Raw genomic sequence first — 18338 nt, 5'->3', positions numbered from 1 at the left:
AACGATGTTGGACAAGCTCTGGATCCTTTTGGTGAAGAATCCAGCACTCAAACAGATTTAGTCACTCTCAGCAAATGTGTCGTGTACTGTGGTGCGAGAGAACATAATGGACGCTATTTGATCTGTATTTATATCCCACTTGCGAATGTACACTACAAAAATTGCATTTATAGGGGCATCCCCTTGAGGTATGTATGGGAGCGCAACGGACATTGTCTTGACGTAGACGCCACAGGGCATATTTGGGGTGATCATATATGGCATCGAGGTTTAACAAGTCATAGGCTGGGAGAGGCAACTTGTCCAAGTCTGCAATAAACTTCCGCGGGCTTGTTTCGATGACTTTTCCTTGCGAACTCCTGTAAATTATGCCGTTAACAGTCCGAAGGTCATCATCAGCAAACGAGCTGTGTGCCAAGACTTTGGTTAAGTGTGCTAGCGTGGCTTCGCCTTCACCAACCACACAAATATCAATCTCCTGGTGTTGCTGAAGCAGTAATTGGGCATTTGGTCGGATGCTGGCTTCAATTCCCCCTAGAATTACTGGGGTCTCGGGACGGACTGCTTTTGCAAGTCTTGCAACATGCAAAGCGTCTTCAATGAACATGGAAAACGGGTTAGTTATTCCTATAAGGGTTGGCTTTGATGCTTTGATTGTCTTGATAATTGTTTCATCTGTAGAGCCGAAGCGAACTGTTGTCTGCGTGGTGGTGGTGTTCGTATCTAGCAAGCAATCAAGAATCTCGCAGGTGAAGTTACAGTTTTGCACCGCAGCTGCTAAAGAAGCCAGTCCGATTGGAATGTACGTCTGGAATTCACCCTCCAACTCTGATGGGTAAGTTTGCGGCGGGTTAATGAGCATTACTTTTGGTATGTCAGGCATTATTCTACTCCTTCCATCCAACTAAATAAAAATGATTATCTTGTGTGCGCTTTAAGTGTAAACCTGAAACTATTCAAAATGTTATGCGCATCCAGAATGAACTCTTAATTGTAGTAATTATATATTGCTATTCTTAAACTTAATCATAAATATAGTAAGTAAATTAACGCGTAGTCAATAGCTTTTGATTTGAAATAGGCTCTTGTTTTAAAGGGCCAATGTGTATTTTCGAGCTCTCATCATTTGAAGGGTACAACCTTTTCAAGCACTTAGGGATCGGCTTAAAGCGTTCGCAGGTATTATGGCATTGTCAAGCAGGGCCCTTACTCAGGCCCTGCTTGACAATGCATAGAATCTCATTCTGTGACGGAACATTTATTCGAAGTTGGTAGCGGTACCATAATTGCCAGCCATATCTGCGGATGTTTTTGGTATATTTTCCCATACTTTGCAGGCCAAAGCATTTGTTTAGAGTGTTCGATACAAAGGCCAGCCATGACATCTCCATCTTTTACAGGGATGTAAGAGACATAAAGGCCACCTTTTTGTGCGAGGTCTTTTTCATTGACCCAAGGAGAAAATACTTTACTTGCAGCTTCAAACATTGTCGGTCGGCTTGGTGCATACCAAGCAACGGTGCCGCCGGGCCAATGATCACCAACAATATATTCTAGTGGTTTTTTTGTATAGCGCTGCCAGTATTCGAGCGCTATTTCAGTTAGCGCAGGCCCATCGTGCAGCATACGTTTAGGGTATTTTTTTACTAATGGTGCAATCAGCATAATTGCGATGAAAATCACTAGAAGCAAACTATAGAGTGATAACCAGAGCGCTTCAAAGCGTTTTGCAGTTTGTTCTTTTTCAAGGCTTGCAATGACTGAGCCAATGACAACGGAAAAAACAATTCCCAAAGGCATAGACCAGATTGTCTTAATTTTTGCTCCAGCCACTAAGGAGAGCATAAAAATGACAAATATACTCAAGAGCGCAATAGCACATATAGGACGTTGACAAATCGCCCATATTTTGCTGCGAACTTCTGCACCTTCTTTGAGTGAAAATAGTAGTTTAATGCGCGACCAACCCAGTGCGCAACCGGCTGCAATAAGCATGGGTGCGATGCTGTAGATAAATTCGATCAGGAATTTTACAGGCTGCAAGCCATGCTTGTAAAAAAAGCTACTGTCCGCATTTGAGCGACTAAGAGCATAGGAGATGGGTAAAAAGTCAACGGATATTAACCAGAGGATATGCGGTATTAGCAAAAGAGCAAAAACACCAGCCGCCAGATAAGGCCCCAATTGTTTCAAAATATCTCGCCGTGCCAACAGCACCCAAAGAGTAATTGCCACGAGCAGTAGCCCGGCCATATATTTGGCCATTATGCCGCTTGCGCTTATCACCCCAAATACAATCCACCAAAAAAGCCCTTTGTTTTCTTGTGCTTTCAAGAAAGCAACAAGCATGAGGCTCCAAAACGGCACAAAACCCATATTAACGTTATATTCAACCGCCGACAGTGTGGTGAAATGAGTTAGAAGAGCGGTTAAACTGGTGTATATGGCTACCCTATAGCCGTATCGCCGATTAATGTAGAGGCCAAGCGGTAATATAGCTGCTGAGGAGCAGCCGGTCGCCAGCCAAAAAACCAGTAAATCATGCCGTCCGAAAATCCTAACAGCCAGTTCGGCGATCCATGCGCTTACCGGTGGGTGCTTAAAATAGCCAAGCTGTAATTCCTTGCCCCAATAGAATGATTCCACGGCATCAAGAGGCAAATTGCCACTTAAGAAATAGGCAGCGCTTCCCCACAAAACTGTATGGGCTAGCGCTATAGCAACAAGCATGATGATAGGTGCGTTTTTTGCACGCTGCAACAGCCCTAGTGCTGCGCTGGTCTTTGTAATATAGGTGAGCATTAATTAGTCTTTAGCTTAAGAAGAGATTTACCGATTTTGAGTGTATGTATTTAGCAAATATAAATTAATAATGGAAATTATCATATATTATTTCTATATATATTGTACTGTTATCCTGTATAAATGTGATCATCAATAATGTAATCTTCTCCGCATTGTTTAGCATTCGTATCACCCTTAATAAGGGTGTATTTTTGGAAAATTGAGCCAAGTACTTCAACAAATGGCTTTTTCTAAAAACAATGCCCAGTCACTTACGAATTCCTCCATATCCTCTTCGCTCATAAAAACACCGTCATAACTAATAAAGCCGGAGAGAAGACAGCGAGATACACGAGCAAGCATAGCGACGGTTTCAGGGCTGAGGTTGGAATGCGAAAAGTGGCGAGAAATGCTCACAGTCATCTCCTGCATGTAGTGATCATATGAGGGCTTTAAACGCTCCTTTAGGGGCATTTCTGTTCGCGCTGCAACAAGAATTTCGACCATTGCCAAAAATTCTGGAGAGCGAATCTGCTTGTGCCACATGATTCTTGTAAGCTGCGAGAAGCGGGCGCGATGGCTTCCAAGCCCTTCTATCCACTCAATTGTTAAATTAATTGATTTTTTTAATAAGCGCTCCAACACATGCACCATCAAGTCTTGTTTGGTGGGAAAATGATGTTGCAGTGCACCTTGAGAAAATGAGCTGATTTGTGAAATTTTCTTAATAGATGCCTTATGATAGCCATGTTGATGCAAACAGGTAATAGCTGCTTCAACGATTTGCCGTTTCATACGGCGACTTTTATCCGCTTGCCAGCTTTGGGCCTCATTTTTCACTTCATTTAGCATCTGAGATATATTTCACCTTATTTTTCTCTTGCCAAAAAACCATACGTATGTATTTTTTTCAATACTACGGAGTGATACGTAGGTTCTATTTAGGTGATACGGTTTTTGGGGAGGAGAAGCCATGTATCTGAATACTATTGATATTAGAGGCCAAAGTGATGGCTTAAATCGCGAGTTTTTTTTGATAGCTGATATACACCCAACTTTTGCATCTGCACTAGCTGGAATGATAACCAGTTGTAAGCCGGGCGCATGTGTTTTAACGACAACACAGTTTACCCGCTTGCAAGAGTGGTCGCAGCAATACCCGCGTGCAACGGTGTTAGTAAACCCAAGATTGAGTGATGCGCCAGGCTTGATGACAGTGAAGCGTTTGAATGAGGGTGCGCTACAAAAGAAAATTTTCATCATACTAGACGAGCATAACAAAGGGCTATCTGAGTTTTTTATTGAACATGGTGCGCAAAGTGCATTCAGTAAAACAGAGGAAGTGAACTTGATTAAGCGGTTGGTTGTACAAGGTAACGTACCGCTTGCCTCCAATGAGCAACAGGAGGATGAAACAGAAGCGAGCTTTAGTATCGATTTTTATCGTGGACTGGCTTCACTTACGCGTCGTCAAGCAACTATCCTTAACTTTCTGAAATGTGGAAAGCTGAACAAGCAAATCGCCCATGAGCTTGGCATTTCTGAAGCAACGGTTAAGCATCATGTTTCGGCACTGTTAAGCAGCCTCGGTTTTTATTCACGCAGTCAGCTGGTTGCTATGATTAACGAGCTTTCCATCTGTATTGATAGCCAGTACGTGCGGCGTAGTAAGGTAAAAACTGTTGCGAAAGAGCTTAGCAGCTCGACTAACGATGTGGTTGCAAAGAGTTCACAGTTTGCAACGCATACAGATGTTTATGCTATGGCAGGTTAAGCTTTGGCGCCGGCCTATGCATTGGCACAGTCGGCGCAAAGCCCTTTTATCTCGATAGTTGTCGCCTGTGGTTTAAAACCAAGTCCCCTAGCCAAGTCTGAAAGCTTGGCTTCAACCTCATTCTCGGAAAACTCATTAACTGCACCGCACTGGTTGCATATAATGAATCCTAATAGTTGATGATGACAACAATTGGGTTGAGCGCAAGCGACAAACGTATTCAAACTCTCGAGTTTATGAACCTGACCGGTGTCGGTAAGTTTTTCTAATGCGCGATAGATTTGTTGTGGTGCCCGTAAACCTTGGTCACGAAGCAAGTCAAGAATTGCATAAGCGCTTAAAGGCGCTCTGTGATTTAACAGAACGTCATAGACCAGCTTTTGGTTTTTGGTTAGTGAGTACTTTTGCGGTTCGCCCATCGTGTATTCCGGTCCATGTATAGTTCTTCATGACACTAATAACATAGATTTAATCTTATTGCGCACTTTTGAATTTACTACGCACTTTGTTTAACCCCATAGCGATAATGAACACAATAAGCGTTGCTGCCACTATTGAAGGGCCAGAGGGGCTATCATAGAGCAGCGAGCCTTGTAGGCCTGATATGACGGCTATGATACCTGCAGGGACGGCTAGCAGAGCCATTTGTTCTGGGGTTCTTGCAAAAAAGCGGGCGCTTGCCGCAGGTATGATAAGCATTGCGGTTATGAGTAGAACACCAACAATCTTTAAGGATATTGCGATTGTAGCGGCCATAATCAGGAGGAAAATTATTTCTGCCAGTTTCGCTTTTTGCCCTTCAGCTTCGGCCAACTCCTGATTGAGGGTGGCGCAAAGCAGGGGGCGCCATATGAGTTTTAGAGTTAGCAGCATGATAGGAAAGCTAAGATAAATGATTAGAATATCTGTTTTGCTAACCGAGAGTATATCGCCAAAAAGAAGACCTTGCAGGTCAATGCTTGTGTTCTCCATTGTTGCGATCATCAACAAACCAATGGCCAGAGAACCGTGGGCGAGTATACCAAGAAGACTATCAGTGGATAGGCCACCATTTTTTTTAAGCGCGAGCAGCGCAAAAGATATGATGATGGTGATCGCCAGAACGCATAAAAGAATATTAAGCTGGAAAATCAGCGCCAACGCGACCCCGAGCAGCGCAGAGTGTGACATCGTATCGCCAAAATAAGCCATTTTCCGCCAGACAACGAAGCAGCCTAAAGGTCCTGTGAACAGTGCGATGCCACACCCTGCAATTATGGCACGAAAGAAAAAGTCATTTAGCAAGAAATCCATACTATCTATTTATCCTCATAATGATGTTGGCAACAGTCATTATCCGTGGTGTCGTGAGTATGTTGCTTGATTGTACCGTCGAGTGTATGCGTATGATTATGCTGATGTTGATAGAGCGCCCAAGTGGGTGCTGCTGTTTTACCAAACAGCTCTTGAAATTCTTTCGTGTTGCTAATGGTCGCTGGTGTACCTTGACAGCAAACGTGCCCGTTTAAACAAACAACGCGATCAGTTTGTGCCATGACCACATGTAAATCGTGGGAGATGAGTAAAACACCGCAATCCAGTTCTGATTTAAGCTCATTAATGAGTTGGTAAAGCGCTGCCTCACCAGCTGTATCAACACCTTGCACAGGTTCATCAAGCACAAGGATATTGGGTCTGCGCAATATGGCTCTGGCTAACAGGGCGCGTTGAAATTCGCCGCCCGATAGATTTTGTACTGGAGCATTTTGTAGATGGGGAATACCAGTGCGCGTGAGAGCTTGTTGTATTTCGCCCTTTTTAGGAGCAGATGTGAGGTGCATCAACCGCTCAACAGTTAATGGTAATGTCCAATCAATTGATAGTTTTTGTGGTACATACCCTACGATCAGCTTTTGGGCGCGGGTTACTTTTCCCTCATTGGGGCTGAGAATATTCAATGCGACTTTGGCCGTTGTGCTTTTTCCTGCACCATTAGGGCCAATTATTGTAACAATTTCACCCTTGTTGAGGGTCAGATCAATATTGCGAATGAGCCAGCGCTCGTTGCGATATACACCAACCTTTTGCATATCTATCAGTTGCACGGTGTTCACCTTAATGCTGGCCAATAATCGGCCCAGAACAATGAGAGGTGTACCGTTATAATATCACATGGTGATTTGTCCATGCTTTTATACTGTTTTGGCGGATAAAGGCATTGAGGAAAACAAGCCGGTCGTAAAACCGGCTTGTAAACGTGAAAGATAATTCACTTAGGCGCGCATTTGTTTGAGAGCGAGTTCTACGCCGCGTAACTCGGCCAAGCCACGCAAACGGCCAACAGCCGGATAGCCAGGGGCTGACTTCATGGTCAAATCGCTCAGCATGGCGTGGCCATGGTCCGGACGGAACGGGATCAGGTCTTTCCAACCGGCTTTATGACGGCGCTGTTCTTCGTCGAGTAATGCGCCAATGACACCAACCATGTCCACATCACCATCAAGGTGATCGCCTTCATGGAAAGAGGCTGGATTGTCTTCACGCACTGTGGCACGCAGGTGGACAAAGTGAATGCGGTTGGCGTAACGCTTGGCAATGCCAACGAGATCATTATCGGCGCGTACACCTAAAGAGCCAGTGCAGTAGGTAAAGCCGTTGGCTTCATGATCGACAGCCTTAGAAATGAATTCATAGTCAGCTTCTGTAGAGCAAATACGTGGCAGGCCGAGCAGCGGACGCGGGGGATCGTCCGGGTGGATGGCCATCACCGCGCCTTCTTCAATGCAAACCGGAATGACTTCTTGCAGGAAGAGTGCGAGGTGCTCGCGCAGCCTATCGGCATCAATATTGTCGTAGGTGGCCAGTTGCTCGCGTAACTGCTCGACTGTATAGCTTTCCTCAGAACCGGGCAGACCTGCAATAATGGTGCGAACCAGTTTTTCGCGTGCGGCTTGGTCCATAGCATCAAATGCGGCTTGGGCACGCTTGAGTTCGTCTGCGGTATACTCGGCTTCTGCGCCTTCACGCTTGAGGATATGCAGATCAAAAGCGGCAAATATATCGGCATCAAAGCGCAGGCAAGTTGCACCGGTTGGCAGCTCGAAAGTCAGATCGGTGCGGGTCCAGTCCAGTACCGGCATGAAGTTATAGCAGATTTTCTTGATACCAACCTTGGCAAGGTTGCGAATGCTCTGTTTATAGGCTTCAATGTGTTGTTTGTAGTCGCCTGAGCGGGTTTTGATTTCCTCGTGTACGGGAATACTTTCTACCACAGACCATGTAAGGCCAGCCGCTTCGATTTCAGCTTTGCGCTTTTCAATTTCTTCGACAGTCCACACTTCACCATTTTTAACATGGTGCAATGCGGAGACGATGCCTGTGGCCCCAGCCTGCCGAATATCGCTAAGTTTTACCGGGTCATTAGGCCCGTACCAACGCCAGGTTTGTTCCATTTTATTTACTCTTTTTAGTTTGAGGGCGTTTGCCCTTAGGTTGATTGTTACTCAGTTGAATTTCAGCGAGAGGATCCGTGTTGAAAAGGTATGCATCAAAGGACGGATCGTCGACGTCTGAAAGTTCAAGAAGGGTTAGGCGGACATTTTCCAAATGCTGCCACATGGCTTGCCTTGCCTGTTGTGGGTCACGACATTGCAGGGCCGTTAAGATAGCCTGGTGATCATCAAGCCATTTTTTTTGATAGCCACGATCAAAAATTCGTTGGTGAAGGCGTGCCCACATTTTAGAGCGCTTACGCATCTCCCAAAGATGGTCAACAGCTTCCACAAGGACACTATTTTGGCTGGCCAGCGCAATAGAGCGATGAAATTCTTCGTCAGCCAGATAAATGCCGGTATTGGCAGCTATATCTTTTCGTTCTTGATCTAACGCTGCCCGCATACGCAAGATGTCGGCCTTGGTTACCATCGTTGCTGCAAATGCTGCGATGTGGCTCTCTAGAAGCTGGCGGGCTTGCAAAAGTTCAAATGGGCCAATATCTTGCGTTTCTAAATGGGGTGCTTCAACGGTTTGGGGAAGTTTTAGTACATAAGTTCCCGAGCCTTTGCGTACATCAACAATGCCTTCAACTTCCAACATAATCATCGCATCGCGGACCAGCGAGCGGCTGACGCTGAGCTGTTCTGAAATGCGTCTTTCTGTTGGCAGGCGGTCACCAATGGCATAAGAGCCATTGGTGAGTTCGGATCGGAGCATTTCCGCTACATCCTGATACCGCCTTTTGGTGGTTTCTGTTGACATGCAAATGACCATTCGTGGCTTAATCGAGACCGTTTTTCAATTCATCGTAAAATGCTGAAAGTAGGTGGAACGCCTGTTTTTTTGTTTTTTTATCTGAGGCGATGAGACCTTTTCTGTTCCAACCTCGCTGGAACATGTTTTGGCGACGCTCAACGCGGAAGTCGTAAAGAATCCATGGAGAAATACCTTTCACAAACTCGCGTTCACGCAAGGTGGCAATCTGCTTTTTATAGACCTCGGCCATATAGGCCTCACTGAAGAAGCCTTTTTCCAGCTTGCCTTCCCCGATATATCCATCGGCTCCGGTTTCCGAGATCACAACTGGTTTACCAGGATCCGAGTTGTCGAGGAACTCAATCAGGTCCTCAAATTTCTCGTCATACCAGCCGTAATACTCGTTGATACCGATAACATTTATAAACTTTGCGAGCCGATCTTCAATACGATTTTTAGAATGATTCACAAGACAAGCTGCCGATGTGAGGCGCGTTTTGTCCATTTGGTTGGCCAAATCGACAAGCGAGCGCATGAATGCCAGTCGTTCATCTGTGTCGGGGTTTTCGTTGCCAACGGACCAGATGATTACTGAAGCGCGGTTACGATCACGTTTAATCAGCTCTTTGAGCTGGTTTTGGGCGTCCTTTAGCGTCGCCGGATTATTAAAGTCAATTGCCCAGTAAACCGGAATTTCTTCCCAAAGCAAAAAGCCAAGCTCGTCGGCCATTTTTGCGGCGCGTTCATCGTGTGGGTAATGGGCAAAGCGCATGAAGTTACAGTTTAGTTCTTTCGCGTGTTCAAAGCGCTGGTGCAGATCGCTATCAAGCAGAACCTTACCTTTGAACTCGTCATCTTCGTGCACGGAGATGCCACGTAGGAAAATAGATTGGCCATTGAGGAATAACTCGGTGCCAACTTGTTTGATCTGCCGGAAGCCGATGCGATCAGAGACAGTATCGCGGCCAAGAGTGGCTTGGAAGTCGTAGAGGCGAGGGCTTTCGGGTGACCAAAGTTCAGGCTTGCAGCTTACCTGTGTTTGCCCCTTTCCGTGCTTATCGAGTGCGACTTGGACATTGATAGCAAGCTCCGGGCAGGTGACTGTTACAGGCACGTTTGAGCTGCCGGCAACCTCGACTTCAATATTGACTTTATCGTAGCAATCATCGGCTTCAAGAGCGATAAACAGATCTTTAATATAGGTCTTGGGTGTTTTGAATAGCACCACATCGCGGTAGATACCGCCATAGTTAAACCAGTCGGTGTTGCGCATGGGAACGCGGTCCAAGGTGCGAGTGTTATTAACCACCAGCATAAGCCAATTCCGACCAGTTTTGATATAGGAGCTCAAATCAATATTAAACGGGGTGGAGCCGCCATAATGGTTGCCTAAAAACTCGCCATTCAAGAAGACCTTGCAGTCATATTGTGCCGCGCCAACGCGCAGAAACAGGCGCTCGTCTACGCCCAGACCGTCAAAGTCGATAGGGCGCGTGTACCAAGCGCTGCCTTCAAAGAAATACCATTTTTCTTTGAGCATGGACCAGCAAGACGGTACCGGAACGGTTTCGCCGACATAGGGGTCATAGTCGTAGGGCTCGCCACGCTCTTCGGCTGGCATCGGGGTAAGAGTGTGCCATTTTTGACGTAAGCCTGTATCAAGCAAATCAACGCAGAAGTTCCAGTCACCGTTTAGGGACTGGGTGGGGCGGCCGCCAAGGAATACAAGTGTGTCCGCATTCAGATTTTGTGTGTTGAAAGGGACGTCGTAGTCCTCATCGTGTAAGCAGGCGAGCGCGTTCTCAGTGCCTTCCATTCTTTCCAGCATGTGACCCCCGTTATCGGTTGCTTTTGAGCATTCTTGTCTACGGTTGCTTTAGTGTCTTCACTTGAATTGGTAGGATAATCTGGACCTAAGCTTCAGATTATCCTACCAATTGTTGTCGATAGCATTGTCATTGCTTGCTTACTGGTCAACTAAATGACCTTCTGTAAGCAATATTTCAAGATTTACTAGTTTATATGGCCAACCAAAAGAACCTTTATAGACTAGTAATTGCCAGAATATCGAGACTGTGTCAAACCATATGATAAAATTGGTTGACCAATGAAGAAAAATAGGCGATGAAAGAAAGATAGTGTTACATGCGGTAAACCCTAGTATTTTACACGTATAACAGGTGTGATGACTAAAAATGTAGCTCTAAAAAAAGCAATGGGTTTCGTCGTATGTTGCCGGTGTTATTGGTCGCCCAATTGAAGCGTTTCGGTAGGTGGCTGAGCGCTATGATAGATTAGGGAAAAGAAATGCGCACATTAACCCGATTTGTGAACCTCGTTTTGAGTACTGTAACCGTTTGTGTATTCAGTATTCTTGTCATTTGTGTTGTTTGGCAGGTGTTCTCGCGTTTTATTCTTGGTACGCCGAGTACGGTAACCGATGAACTTGCTCGCTTCATGTTCATGTGGGTTGGCCTTGTCGGGGCTGCCTACACAATGGGGCAGCGTCGTCATTTGGCCATCGATTTGCTTACAGGCTCGTTGACGGGAGGCAAGAAACGAGCCTCTGATTATTTCATATTATTTATGATTGCTGGTTTTGCCGGCCTAGTGATGGTGTATGGCGGCAGCCAATTGGTCATGAAAACACTGGCCTCAGGTCAGGTTTCGCCAGCACTGCGCTTCCCGATGGGATGGGTTTACGCTGCTATTCCGTTCTCGGGCGCTGTTATCCTTTTCTATTGTATAGAATTTGCCATTGGTCTCTTCAACGGTACAGGCAGTGGTCCAAATGACCCGATGCCGGAAGATGACGAAACCCACTCGGCCGTTCCAGGTGGCCCTGTTAGCGATCTATCCGAAAAGTAAGAGGCCATTCATGGAAATTCAAGCCGCTCTCATTCTCTTTGGTATCTTTGCAGTGCTCGTCACGCTAGGCGTGCCAATATCGTTTGCTATTGGCCTTGCAACGACGGCCTGTGTGACGTTTCTCATGTCATTCGATAAAGCGATCTTTGTGGTTGCACAGCGCATGGCAACAGGGCTGGATAGTTTCACCTTGCTGGCTATTCCCTTCTTTATTCTTGCCGGTAATATTATGAACCGTGGTGGTATCGCCAGACGGCTCATTGAACTTGCCAAGGTTATTGGTGGTCGTTTACCCGGTGCTCTGGCCCACTGTAACGTGCTGGCCAACATGCTTTTCGGCGCGATTTCCGGTAGTGCTGTGGCCTCTGCGGCTGCGGTTGGCGGTATTATGTCGCCGCTACAAAAGAAAGAAGGCTATGACCCTGCTTACTCTGCAGCTGTGAATGCAGCCTCGTGCCCAACAGGTTTGCTGATCCCGCCAAGTTCCACATTGATTGTTTACTCGCTGATCTCTGGCGGTACTTCTGTGGCAACCTTGTTTGTGGCAGGTTACTTGCCCGGTATTTTGATGGGGCTTGGCGTTATGCTCGTGGCTGGCATTATTGCCGCCCGCCGAGGATATCCGATTATCCCAATGCCCGGGGTAAAGGAAATCTTTTACAAAACAATGGATGCCTTTTTGCCTCTATTGCTGATTGTTATCATCATGGGCGGGATTATTGGTGGGGTGTTTACTGCAACTGAAGCCTCAGCTGTCGCCGTGATCTACTGCCTGTTCGTGGCATGTGTCCTATACCGCGAGGTGAAGTTTCACGAGTTACCTGGCATTATTCTTGAATCGGCTATTACCAGCTCGATTGTGTTGTTGCTGATCGGCTGTTCTGTGGGCATGTCCTGGGCTATGGCCTTCTCCGATATCCCCTATGTGATTTCCGAGGCACTGAATAACGTTTCAGAAAATCCGCTAATCATCATGCTGGTGATTAACCTGGCGCTGTTGGTGATTGGTACCTTTATGGACATGACACCGGCCCTGCTGATTTTCACACCGATCTTTTTACCGGTGGCAACTGAATTGGGCATGGACCCTGTGCATTTTGGTATCATGATGACCTACAATCTGTGTATCGGCATCATTACACCGCCAGTGGGTAGTGCGCTGTTTATCAGCTGCTCGGTGGGTAAAGTGGCGATTCAAGATATCGTTAAGCCTATGCTGCCTTTCTACGTTGCCGTGATTTCCATTTTGATGGTTGTTACCTTTGTTCCTGAAGTCAGCTTGTTCCTGCCACGTGTAATTCTTGGCTACGGAGGCTAATAAAATAATGAAAACGCTTCGTAACTGGACCTATTTGGGTGCTGAAGACAATCGCGTCGATCTGTTGGTGGACGAAAAGCACATCCTATCGGTGTTTGTTCTGGAGGAAAAAGTTGTCCGCGTGCTGCTGCGCCAGAACAAGGCGCTGCGCCATGACCGCACATGGTCAATTACTCCCGGTGGACGGGATGTAGCTTGGGAGGGGCGCTCGCGCCTCTCTAGCGAAGGGTTTACCAAGCCTGACTTTGAGCTGGTCGCAAATAAAAATGAGGTTGTACTGGTTACCTCCCAGCTGCGCCTAACCATTACCCAGCCGTTGCAAATTGGCTGGGAAGCAAAAAGCACTACGGGTGAGTGGGTACATATTGCGCAAGATCGCCCGACTGGCGCTTACATGCTGGGGCTGCGCGATCATAAACACAGCCACTTCCTCAATCGCTATGAGGGCGATCGCTACTACGGGCTTGGCGAAAAAGCGGGCGATTTGCAGCGCAACGGCCGCCGCTTTGAGATGCGCAATCTCGATGCCATGGGGTATGACGCAGAAAAGACGGACCCGCTCTACAAGCATCTGCCCTTTACCATTACCCGCAGGGACAGCGGTATTTCTTACGGTCTGTTCTATGACAATCTGGCAACATGCTGGTTTGATCTTGGTAATGAGCTGGATAATTATCACAAGCCGTATCGTGCTTATCGCGCGGAAGATGGTGATCTGGACTATTACTTCACCTTGGGTCCCACCTTGCATGAAGTGACAAAGCGTCAGGTATGGCTCACCGGTAAGACGGCGTTTCCACCCAAGTGGAGCCTTGGTTACTCCGGCTCAACCATGCATTACACCGATGCAGAAAATGCGCAGGAGCAACTAGAGGGTTTCGTTAATCTGGTTCAGTCCAACGCAATTCCTTGCGATAGCTTCCAGCTTTCCTCCGGTTACACTTCTATTGGTGATAAGCGTTATGTGTTCAACTGGAACTATGACAAGATTCCAGAGCCGAAACAGCTGACAAGCAAGTTTCTTGATGCGGGCATTAATTTGGCAGCCAACATCAAGCCGTGTTTGTTGCAGGACCATCCGCGCTATCAAGAGTGCGCCGATAAGGAGCTGTTTATTAAGGACAGCGAAAGCGGCCAACCGGAGCGCTCGCTCTATTGGGATGATGAAGGCTCGCACCTTGATTTCACCAATCCAGATACCATTGCATGGTGGAAGGAAAATGTGACCAAAGAGCTGTTGGAACGCGGCATTGGTTCCACATGGAATGATAATAACGAATACGAAATCTGGGATTTCAAGGCGCAATGTCGCGGCTTTGGCCAGCCGATTGATGTGGGGCTTATCCGCCCGCTGCATTCATTGTTGATGATGCGGGCTTCGGAAGAAGCACAGCTAGAGTTTGCGCCTGAAGAGCGCCCATATCTGATTTCCCGTTGTGGTAGCCCGGGCTTCCAGCGCCACGTGCAAACATGGACCGGTGATAACCGGACCAACTGGAACAACCTGAAATACAACATCAAAATGGGTCTTGGCCTTTCCATGTCTGGCATCTACAATGTGGGGCATGATGTGGGCGGGTTCTCTGGCAATCGTCCAGATCCAGAGTTGTTTGTGCGCTGGGTCCAGAATGGGGTGATGCATCCGCGTTTTACCATCCATTCCTGGAATGATGATCATACGGTCAACGAGCCTTGGATGTATCCGGCAGTAACGCCGTTGATCAGAAACGCCATGCGGCTCCGTCAGCAGTTACTACCTTACTTCTATACACTGCTGTGGCGGGCACATGTGGACGATGAACCGATGATCCGACCTACCTTCATGGATCACGAGCATGACCCGAATACGTATGCTGAAAACGATGATTTCATGCTCGGCCCAGATATTCTGGTGGCCTCGGTTGTTGAAGAAGGACAACGCGAAAGAACTGTCTATCTGCCTGACAACAAGCATGGCTGGTACGAATTTGATACCGGCATTTACCATCATGGCGGGCAAACCATCACAGTGGATGCACCATTAGAGCGCTTACCGCTGTTTGTGCGTGCCGGTACTGTGTTGCCTTTGGCTAATCCTTGCGCCCTGAATACCAGCGAGTGCGAAACGGAAAGTCTGGCTGTTTATCCTTTTCTTGGTAATGGTGTGCGTGAGGTCCGTATTTTTGAAGATGATGGCCGAACAAATAAATGGCAGAATGGTAGTCATATCAGTTTGAATGTGACTTTACGTGGTTCGCATGAAGGCACTTTTGTATCTGTAAGCCGCAGCGGCGAAATGGAGGTGGGGGAAAGGGAGCTGAATATCTATTTGGCAGGTCTTGATCCCAATGGTGTGAGCCAACTCATGATCGTCAATGAGGGTGAAACAGCGGAAACTGAAACAACTGTTGCTTTGAAAAACCTATAAGGGGCAAAACCCATGACTTTTGAATTCAAGCCACTCGACTTTGCACAGCTGCCAGAGGCTGTTCAAATGCCCGGCTATGACCGTAAAGCATTGAAACCGCGCATTGTACATATCGGTTTTGGTGCCTTTGCCCGTGCCCATGTGGCAATGCATTTACATGAGGCACTGGAGGCCCATGGGGGCGACTGGGGCATGCGTGTTGTGGAGCTGTTTGGTTCGCCCGAGCTGTTTGACCGTTTGGTAGAAAACGATCACCTCTATACCCTAGTTGAAACCTCCGATGATGCGACCAATACCCGTATTTTGGGCGCTGTTTGCGATAACCAGCACGTGGCACGTGATGGCATTGAAGCGCTTGTTGACGGTTTGGCCGAGCCGCAGGTTTCAATCATTTCGCTTACAGTGACCGAAAAAGGTTACTGCGTGAAAAACGGCGCTTTGGATACGGATAACCCGATGATCCAAGCGGATTTGGCTAATCCGACAGCACCTAAAACAGCGATTGGCCTGATTGTGGCTGGTCTTGCCAAGCGTAAAGCTTTGGGAAACGGTCCGGTTACTGTGCTTTCCTGTGATAACCTGCCGCATAACGGCAAGCTTTGCGGTATTTCTATTCGCCAGTTTGCCCAGAAGGTTGACCCTGAGCTGGCGCAATGGATCGAAGAGAATGTAACCTTCCCATCAACCATGGTGGACCGGATTGTTCCAGCATTGACTGATGAATCCCGCGCTGAAATTCGCAAAGCTCTGGGTGGTCAGGTTGATCTTAACGGTATTATCTGTGAGCCATTCCGCCAATGGGTGATTGAGGACGACTTCAAAGCCGGCCGGCCACAATATGAAGCCGCTGGTGCCCAGCTGGTGGCGGATGTGGAGCCGTTTGAGGAAATGAAACTGCGCACACTGAACGGTACGCATTCTTTCCTTGCCTATCTCGGTTTCTTGGCGGGTATCGAAACCATTTCCGATTGTATGGCCGATCCGGTTTACGCAGAACATGCGCGTAAGTTGATGGTCAACGAGCAGCGGCCAACGCTGGATGTGCCGGGTGATGTGGACTTGGTGGCCTATGCAGACATGTTGCTCAAGCGCTTTGCCAACTCCAAGCTCAAGCACCGTACTTGGCAAATTGCTTCTGACGGCACACAGAAAATGCCGCAGCGCTGGCTCAACTCTGTGCGGTACCACATGGACAAAGGCACCGATCATTCGCACCTGATTTTGGGTGTTGGTGGTTGGATGAATTACATTCGTGCAGACCGCAACGGCGAGACCTATGAAATCCAGGATCCAATGAAAGATCAGTTGGCTGAAATCGTTGCCAAGCATGGTGATGATCGTCAAGCCTATGTGGATGCGCTCTTGGCACTGGACAACGTATTCCCGGCAGATTTGGTAGCGAGTGAGGCATTCACTTCGGCTGTTTATGGTGCATATGCAGCTGTGGCCGATAAGGGCGCGAAGCAGGCTGTAGCAGATTTAGGCTAATAGGAGGCATTAGATGCAACCGTTTTTGGGTAAAGATTTCCTTTTGGAAACGGAAGCAGCGCGCAAACTCTACCACGAGTTTGCAGCGCCTTGCCCGATTGTGGACTATCACAATCACTTGGATACCAAAGCAATTGCCGAGGATCATCGGTTTAGCGATATCGGCGATGTCTGGCTTGCTGGTGACCACTATAAATGGCGGGCCATGCGCTGGGCCGGTGTGAGTGAAGAAAACATCACGGGCAAGACAACGTCTTTCCGCGATAAATTCAATGCGTATGCCAGTGTGATGCCGAAGTTTGTCGGCAATCCGCTGTACCATTGGACCCATTTGGAAATGTACCGCTACTTCGGGCTGGATGGTACCGTATTGAGTGACAAAACAGCCGATAAGGTATGGGATGCATGTAACGCCAAACTGGCGCTACCCGAGTTCAGTGCTCGCGGCTTGTTGCAACAACTAAATGTCAAGATGCTGGGTACAACGGATGATCCGGCAGATAGTCTCGTTTATCACGCGCAAATCATGGACGATGATAGTATCGACATGGTCGTGCGGCCCACCTTCCGCCCTGATGCTGCTGTTAAAATTGAGAAGCCCGGCTTTGCAGCGTATGTTGAGCGGCTTGGCGAAGCTGCGGGCCTGCGCATTACCAGCTATGACAAGCTATTGGAAGCTCTTCTGAATCGTCTCGATCATTTCGAGGCACACGGGTGCCGTGCATCGGACCACGGGCTTGATGTGATGCGTTTTGCCCCTGTTCCAGGTGCTGCCGAGTTGGAGCGGACCTTTAAGGCTGGCCTTGCCGGTACGCCGCTTGATGAGGAAGACGTAACGGCCTATCAATCCGCCCTGCAAGTTTTCTTGGCAAAAGAATACGCCAAGCGTGGCTGGGTGATGCAGTTACATATCGGGGCAACCCGTAACAACCGCAGCCGTCTCTTTAAAGCTCTTGGTCCAGATGTGGGCGTGGATGGTATTAGCGATGAGGAAACCGCAATTCCGCTGAATGCATTCCTAGATACGCTGGATCAGGAAAACCTGTTGCCACGCACCGTGCTTTATAGTCTCGATCCGAACAAGAACGAGATCATCGTCACCACGGCGGGTAACTTCCAGGATGGGACCGTTGCGGGCAAAGTGCAGGCCGGTACCGGCTGGTGGCATAACGACCAGCTGGACGGCATGGAACGGCAAATGACAGCATTGGCACAAATGGGCTTGCTCTCGCAGTTCCTTGGTATGCTGACCGATAGCCGTTCGTTCCTATCGTTCCCGCGCCATGAATACTTCCGCCGCCTGCTTTGTAAAATGGTGGGAGAATGGATGGAAAAAGGACATATCCCCGCCGATTACGAATTGGCCGGTGGTTTGGTGCGCGATGTTTGTTATGGCAACGCTGCACGCTGGTTCTTGGACTAAGCTCTCAATTCCGTGAGAATTTTAAAGCCCCCGCTTGCTTGACAAA

Annotated in this window: 15 protein-coding genes; 6 read left to right on the top strand and 9 right to left on the bottom strand. The window is 47.8% G+C overall.

Annotated features, from left to right (window positions below):
• Nucleotides 1-67: 67 nt before the first annotated feature.
• The 3 genes from AYK67_RS15185 to AYK67_RS15175 all read right to left on the bottom strand — a co-directional run bounded on the left by AYK67_RS15185 (nt 68) and on the right by AYK67_RS15175 (nt 3636).
• Entirely contained in the window at nt 68-883 is an 816-nt protein-coding gene (locus AYK67_RS15185) for a B12-binding domain-containing radical SAM protein (protein ID WP_068088732.1), read from the bottom strand.
• Between the two features lie 356 nt (nt 884-1239).
• On the bottom strand, nt 1240-2802 hold the full coding sequence (locus AYK67_RS15180) for a glycosyltransferase family 39 protein (protein ID WP_068088729.1): 1563 nt from the start codon (nt 2800-2802) through the stop codon (nt 1240-1242).
• Between the two features lie 216 nt (nt 2803-3018).
• The gene (locus tag AYK67_RS15175) at nt 3019-3636 is read right to left on the bottom strand and encodes a TetR/AcrR family transcriptional regulator (RefSeq protein WP_068088727.1); all 618 of its coding nucleotides are present in this window, start codon (nt 3634-3636) and stop codon (nt 3019-3021) included.
• Nucleotides 3637-3757: 121 nt separating this feature from the next.
• On the opposite strand from AYK67_RS15175, the gene AYK67_RS15170 reads away from it, so the two are divergent.
• Complete coding sequence (locus AYK67_RS15170) at nt 3758-4558, top strand: helix-turn-helix transcriptional regulator (RefSeq protein ID WP_068088724.1); 801 nt, start codon at nt 3758-3760, stop codon at nt 4556-4558.
• A gap of 14 nt (nt 4559-4572) precedes the next feature.
• Here AYK67_RS15170 and AYK67_RS15165 read toward each other — a convergent pair whose 3' ends face one another.
• The 6 genes from AYK67_RS15165 to AYK67_RS15140 form a co-directional block, all read right to left on the bottom strand.
• A complete protein-coding gene (locus AYK67_RS15165) occupies nt 4573-4977 on the bottom strand; it encodes a Fur family transcriptional regulator (protein ID WP_068088721.1) in 405 nt (134 codons plus the stop codon).
• Between the two features lie 55 nt (nt 4978-5032).
• Entirely contained in the window at nt 5033-5842 is an 810-nt protein-coding gene (locus AYK67_RS15160) for a metal ABC transporter permease (protein WP_068088761.1), read from the bottom strand.
• A gap of 14 nt (nt 5843-5856) precedes the next feature.
• Entirely contained in the window at nt 5857-6627 is a 771-nt protein-coding gene (znuC, locus tag AYK67_RS15155) for a zinc ABC transporter ATP-binding protein ZnuC (protein WP_156453188.1), read from the bottom strand.
• 183 nt (nt 6628-6810) lie between these two features.
• On the bottom strand, nt 6811-7989 hold the full coding sequence (uxuA, locus tag AYK67_RS15150) for a mannonate dehydratase (protein ID WP_068088716.1): 1179 nt from the start codon (nt 7987-7989) through the stop codon (nt 6811-6813).
• A gap of 1 nt (nt 7990) precedes the next feature.
• Nucleotides 7991-8794 carry an FCD domain-containing protein gene (locus AYK67_RS15145; protein WP_068088713.1) on the bottom strand — a complete coding sequence of 268 codons (804 nt, stop codon included), beginning with the start codon at nt 8792-8794 and terminating at the stop codon, nt 7991-7993.
• A 19-nt stretch (nt 8795-8813) separates the two neighbouring features.
• Complete coding sequence (locus AYK67_RS15140; protein WP_068088707.1) at nt 8814-10616, bottom strand: glycoside hydrolase family 2 protein; 1803 nt, start codon at nt 10614-10616, stop codon at nt 8814-8816.
• A 479-nt stretch (nt 10617-11095) separates the two neighbouring features.
• On the opposite strand from AYK67_RS15140, the gene AYK67_RS15135 reads away from it, so the two are divergent.
• Genes AYK67_RS15135 through uxaC form a run of 5 tightly spaced genes read left to right on the top strand, consistent with a single transcriptional unit; the run spans nt 11096 to nt 18292 of the window.
• A complete protein-coding gene (locus AYK67_RS15135) occupies nt 11096-11656 on the top strand; it encodes a TRAP transporter small permease (RefSeq protein ID WP_068088704.1) in 561 nt (186 codons plus the stop codon).
• Between the two features lie 10 nt (nt 11657-11666).
• Nucleotides 11667-12974: a TRAP transporter large permease gene (locus AYK67_RS15130; protein WP_068088702.1), complete on the top strand. Its 1308-nt coding sequence runs from the start codon at nt 11667-11669 to the stop codon at nt 12972-12974.
• Between the two features lie 7 nt (nt 12975-12981).
• Nucleotides 12982-15381, top strand: coding sequence for a glycoside hydrolase family 31 protein (locus AYK67_RS15125; protein WP_068088699.1), 2400 nt, complete (start codon nt 12982-12984; stop codon nt 15379-15381).
• A gap of 12 nt (nt 15382-15393) precedes the next feature.
• The gene (locus tag AYK67_RS15120) at nt 15394-16869 is read left to right on the top strand and encodes a mannitol dehydrogenase family protein (RefSeq protein WP_068088697.1); all 1476 of its coding nucleotides are present in this window, start codon (nt 15394-15396) and stop codon (nt 16867-16869) included.
• A gap of 13 nt (nt 16870-16882) precedes the next feature.
• On the top strand, nt 16883-18292 hold the full coding sequence (uxaC, locus tag AYK67_RS15115; protein WP_068088695.1) for a glucuronate isomerase: 1410 nt from the start codon (nt 16883-16885) through the stop codon (nt 18290-18292).
• Nucleotides 18293-18338: the final 46 nt, after the last annotated feature.

The sequence above is a fragment of the Polycladidibacter stylochi genome (assembly GCF_001562055.1).
In the GTDB taxonomy this organism is placed as follows: domain Bacteria; phylum Pseudomonadota; class Alphaproteobacteria; order Rhizobiales; family Stappiaceae; genus Pseudovibrio; species Pseudovibrio stylochi.
This window is presented reverse-complemented; position numbering and strand designations above follow the sequence as displayed.

Excerpts from the sequence above, each read along its gene's own strand:
- AYK67_RS15185 (WP_068088732.1), bottom strand. The coding sequence starts at position 883 with ATGCCTGACATACCAAAAGTAATGCTCATTAACCCGCCGCAAACTTAC.
- AYK67_RS15180 (WP_068088729.1), bottom strand. The coding sequence starts at position 2,802 with ATGCTCACCTATATTACAAAGACCAGCGCAGCACTAGGGCTGTTGCAG.
- AYK67_RS15175 (WP_068088727.1), bottom strand. The coding sequence starts at position 3,636 with ATGCTAAATGAAGTGAAAAATGAGGCCCAAAGCTGGCAAGCGGATAAA.
- AYK67_RS15170 (WP_068088724.1), top strand. The coding sequence starts at position 3,758 with ATGTATCTGAATACTATTGATATTAGAGGCCAAAGTGATGGCTTAAAT.
- AYK67_RS15165 (WP_068088721.1), bottom strand. The coding sequence starts at position 4,977 with ATGGGCGAACCGCAAAAGTACTCACTAACCAAAAACCAAAAGCTGGTC.
- znuC (WP_156453188.1), bottom strand. The coding sequence starts at position 6,627 with ATGCAAAAGGTTGGTGTATATCGCAACGAGCGCTGGCTCATTCGCAAT.
- uxuA (WP_068088716.1), bottom strand. The coding sequence starts at position 7,989 with ATGGAACAAACCTGGCGTTGGTACGGGCCTAATGACCCGGTAAAACTT.
- AYK67_RS15145 (WP_068088713.1), bottom strand. The coding sequence starts at position 8,794 with ATGTCAACAGAAACCACCAAAAGGCGGTATCAGGATGTAGCGGAAATG.
- AYK67_RS15140 (WP_068088707.1), bottom strand. The coding sequence starts at position 10,616 with ATGCTGGAAAGAATGGAAGGCACTGAGAACGCGCTCGCCTGCTTACAC.
- AYK67_RS15135 (WP_068088704.1), top strand. The coding sequence starts at position 11,096 with ATGCGCACATTAACCCGATTTGTGAACCTCGTTTTGAGTACTGTAACC.
- AYK67_RS15130 (WP_068088702.1), top strand. The coding sequence starts at position 11,667 with ATGGAAATTCAAGCCGCTCTCATTCTCTTTGGTATCTTTGCAGTGCTC.
- AYK67_RS15125 (WP_068088699.1), top strand. The coding sequence starts at position 12,982 with ATGAAAACGCTTCGTAACTGGACCTATTTGGGTGCTGAAGACAATCGC.
- AYK67_RS15120 (WP_068088697.1), top strand. The coding sequence starts at position 15,394 with ATGACTTTTGAATTCAAGCCACTCGACTTTGCACAGCTGCCAGAGGCT.
- uxaC (WP_068088695.1), top strand. The coding sequence starts at position 16,883 with ATGCAACCGTTTTTGGGTAAAGATTTCCTTTTGGAAACGGAAGCAGCG.